The following is a 3,861-nucleotide window of genomic DNA, read 5'->3' on the forward strand; positions in this document are numbered from 1 at the left end:
GGTTTACGTCTTCACTTTCGCTTGCTAGGGTTGTCGCATTTTGGGCATTCAAGGTTGCTTGCTCTGTCACCTTTGCCATTATTTGTTGAATGTCGCCACTGTTAGTCAATTGCTCATGTGATGCATGAGCAATTTGCTCACTCATCTGATTAACAGACAACAATGTGCTTTTAATACGCTCTACGGCTTTATTTAGTTCAGTGCTGTTTTTAACACATTGCTTGGCTTGGTGTTGGCCATCAGTAATGTGTTCTTGAGTTGTTTTAGTGTGTTGTTGCAATGTTTGGATCATGGTGTTTATTTCGCTAGTCGAGGTTTGTGTACGTGCAGCTAATGATCGAACCTCATCAGCAACTACAGCAAACCCGCGTCCGTTTTCACCCGCTCGCGCTGCTTCAATTGCAGCATTAAGTGCAAGTAAGTTAGTCTGCTCGGCAATGCTACTAATTGTTTCAACAATGGCTTCAATAAGCTGAGTGTACTGTGCGAGTTCTTCTGTGCTGCCTACTGCTTTATCAAGACGCTGCAATAAAGTTTCTATACTTAGACTATTTTGATTAGCAATCTCGTTTACATCATTTGCAAATTGCGATGCGTTTGTTATTTCACTTGATGTTTTATCTGCTTGCTCATAAACCGCTTGTGAGTTGGTTAGCATATTGTGTGCAAGCGATGTTGCCTGCGCGCTTCGCTCTAACTGCTGTTGTGCAACAACCGTCATTTGCTGACCTTTTTCACTGGTTTTAATAGCGCTGCGGTCTAGTTCGTGGGCGTCGCTACTAATTGCACCAATTAGGTTAGTAAGGTCTTCACTGAGTTTATTTATGTTATTTAGCAAAGTACCAAATTCATCTTTACTACGTGGGTGGCTTCGCTTTGATAAATCACCTGAGGCGATTCGGGCTAAATCGCGGTTTACTTTTTTAAGCGGTTTTAGCATTGCGCGAGTTGTAAAAATAGAGATTGCGATAATCAATATAATTAAAACAATCGTAATAATTACTACAGAACTAATCCCTGTATTTATGGCGGCCTTTGCATTAGTTTGTAAGGCATTAAAGCGCTCATCAGCCAATTTATTAAGTTCAATAAGCTGACCTTCTGTTGTTATAAATTGCTGTTGAAAGTGTTCAAAATTTTGAGCCGCAGCAATAGCACTTTTGAGTACTTTATTTTGTTGGGCGTAAATTCCTGTATCGTTGTTAAGTAACTCTCTTAATTGATTAAACTTAGCCGTTAAATTTTTAGCATTAAACGCATTATCAAAAGGTAGCGCTTGTTGCTCTAAATAGGTGAAATTAGGTTGGATGTTATCTAGTAGAAATAGAGTATCTTGCTGATGACTATTTAAATCATTGATACTTGCAGTTTGAGTAATGCTTTTTATATTATTGCTTAAGTTAAACAATAAATCATCTATACGGGTCGCTGTTCCAAACATAGCATTAAGTAACGCCTGCTGTTTTACAGGCACTTCTAAAAGTTCTATATCAAGTAAGTTAGAACTTAAATTGTAAAGTTGCTCGTTAAACGTTGCTGATAATTCTATGGTGGAATTTTGCGCTACAAACTTACGCTCTTTAGCGCTAAACATTGCGACACTTACTTCAGTCAGTTGCTCGAAACCTGCGTTGGTACTGGTGAGTAAATTTTGCATTGTTATTTGTTGATTTAGTTGAGTGCTTAACAAATTGAGCATATCGCTAAATTGTTGTTGCTCAACTTGCGCCTGTTTTTTATTTTGTTGAAGTAAATCAAGGTTTGCTTGGCTGTAAGCTAAGGCGTTAAATTTGGTAATAGACAGTAATGATAGCCTTAAATCTTTGCTGAACTGTTGTACCGGAACCGCTAATTTTTCGGTTCGGGTATTGTTAACGCTAATTTTGTTTAATGACCAATAAAAAAATACACTACTTGTTAGCACCAATATGCCAATGGCTGTAAAGGCTAAAATTATTTTATGTTTGATCGCAATTGAACGCATAACTTCATCACAATAATGGGTCTTTAATTATTGTAGCATTATTGTAATTTTTTGGTTGTTTTTATGTTAAACCTTGGTGCACTGTCTTTTTTTACCTGCAATGATTAACATGGCTTCATTACCCTTACCCCAAAACAGTACCTCTTCACTTATATATTTATTCCCGGATGCACTTTTTTCGTGATTAAGTACATGCACTTTATTGTTAAAGATAAGTTCGGCTTCAGAATTATTAATAATATTGAGTTTTACGCTCTCATCATCGCATTGGTAAGCAGTACTGGTTTTTAAATCACTACATGCGGTTAAGCTTAGTAAAATAGCGATTAATGCTAAATATACTTTCATTTTTCCTCCCATCTTCTTTAAACGTTAGTTAAAACACAGGGCAAAATTTTAATCTAATGTAAGAATAACAAAGCAAAATTAACCGTTGGTGAAAGTAGCGCTTTAAGTTATGTTTATAGCAATATTTTTTGAGCTCGGAAGCTTTATGGCAGGCACTAACCTTTTAACGTTATTAGATGATATAACCACTTTACTTGATGACATTGCGACAATGAGTAAGGTAGCAACAAAAAAAACAGCAGGTGTATTAGGCGATGACTTAGCGCTCAATGCACAGCAGGTTACAGGTGTAGCAGCAGAGCGTGAATTACCGGTTGTTTGGGCTGTGGCAAAGGGTTCATTTTTAAATAAAGCGATACTCGTACCCGCTGCTTTATTAATAAGCGTATGGCTGCCTTGGTTAATAACACCGCTTTTAATGATGGGTGGTTTGTTTTTATGTTTTGAGGGAGCTGAAAAAGTATTTGCTAAGTTTTTGCCTCATCACAATGAAGTGGTAGATGAAGATGAAAAATTAGATTTAGTTGAGTACGAAAAACAAAAAATAAAAGGGGCAATAAGAACCGACTTTATTCTTTCTGCCGAAATTATTGTTATTACTTTAGGCACTGTGGCAGGCGCTACATTACTTAACCAAGCTTTAGTGCTTTGTGTTATCGCAATTATAATGACGATTGGCGTTTATGGCTTAGTGGCCGGTATTGTAAAGCTGGATGATGCCGGGCTTTATTTACTCAACCAATCAAAGGTAACAGCTAATAAATTTAAAGAATTACTTGGGAAAGGCTTACTCGCAGCAGCGCCTAGGTTGATGCAGTTTTTAGCATTTGCGGGCACCATCGCGATGTTTTTAGTAGGTGGCGGGATTTTAGTACATGGTGTTGAGTTACTGCATCATACTCAAGTCGATGTAACAAACTATGCCCAATCTGTTGCTGGCGGTACAGGAGAAGTATTAGCTCCTCTATTGTTTGATGGTTTGCTAGGCGTGATTGCTGGCTTAGTTGTCGTGCTTATACATGTAGGTTATACAAAGTTATTTAAAAAATAATTCCAAGCTGGCGTACTTGTTGCGCCAGCTATATTGAAATTCACTCATTCACAGTTAGCTATTTTACAAAGAGATTCCAATTCAAATTGTGCTTTAGTATTTTTTTGCTCAATGGCCTTTTTGTACCAATAAATAGCTTGCTGTGGATCCTGATCTATTCCCTGACCATCACGATACATTTGCGCTAAATTTAATTGCCCCCATTGAGAGCCTGCTTCAGCAGCTTGTTTAAAGCTATTAAGTGCTTCAACAAACAAACCATCTTTAAAATAAATAATGCCTTGTTGATTGTTTTTATCGAGCTTTAAGCCTTTATATAGTGGCTTAGGTTTGGGAGGATGCATCACAAACCCACCATAAAGGATGTTGGCATAAGGGCGCAGTACGTCGTAAATAGCTTCGTCTTTATACAAACGCTTTACTTCATCACGAGGAAGGGTGATCGTTTTAGTGGAAAAGTAATTGTCTTGAATTAGCT

The 3,861-nt window shown here is 37.5% G+C and carries 4 protein-coding genes; 1 reads left to right on the plus strand and 3 read right to left on the minus strand.

What is annotated here, in order from left to right:
- A partial coding sequence (locus tag H5072_RS13900) for a methyl-accepting chemotaxis protein (protein WP_182693857.1) occupies positions 1-1,984 on the minus strand: 1,984 nt, incomplete at its 3' end.
- A gap of 66 nt (positions 1,985-2,050) precedes the next feature.
- Positions 2,051-2,332 (minus strand): MliC family protein, encoded by a 282-nt coding sequence (locus tag H5072_RS13905; protein WP_024595167.1) that lies wholly within the window; start codon positions 2,330-2,332, stop codon positions 2,051-2,053.
- A gap of 145 nt (positions 2,333-2,477) precedes the next feature.
- Between H5072_RS13905 and H5072_RS13910 the strand changes: the two genes are divergently transcribed.
- Positions 2,478-3,383, plus strand: a complete 906-nt coding sequence (locus H5072_RS13910; protein WP_182693858.1) for a DUF808 domain-containing protein — start codon at positions 2,478-2,480, stop codon at positions 3,381-3,383.
- Between the two features lie 44 nt (positions 3,384-3,427).
- Here H5072_RS13910 and H5072_RS13915 read toward each other — a convergent pair.
- On the minus strand, positions 3,428-3,861 hold a 434-nt coding region (locus H5072_RS13915), incomplete at its 5' end, for a tetratricopeptide repeat protein (RefSeq protein WP_182693859.1).

The sequence above is a fragment of the Pseudoalteromonas sp. SR45-5 genome (assembly GCF_014163565.1).
GTDB lineage: Bacteria > Pseudomonadota > Gammaproteobacteria > Enterobacterales > Alteromonadaceae > Pseudoalteromonas > Pseudoalteromonas distincta.

Coding starts and splice junctions, on each gene's coding strand:
- H5072_RS13905 (WP_024595167.1), bottom strand. CDS start 2,332: ATGAAAGTATATTTAGCATTAATCGCTATTTTACTAAGCTTAACCGCA.
- H5072_RS13910 (WP_182693858.1), top strand. CDS start 2,478: ATGGCAGGCACTAACCTTTTAACGTTATTAGATGATATAACCACTTTA.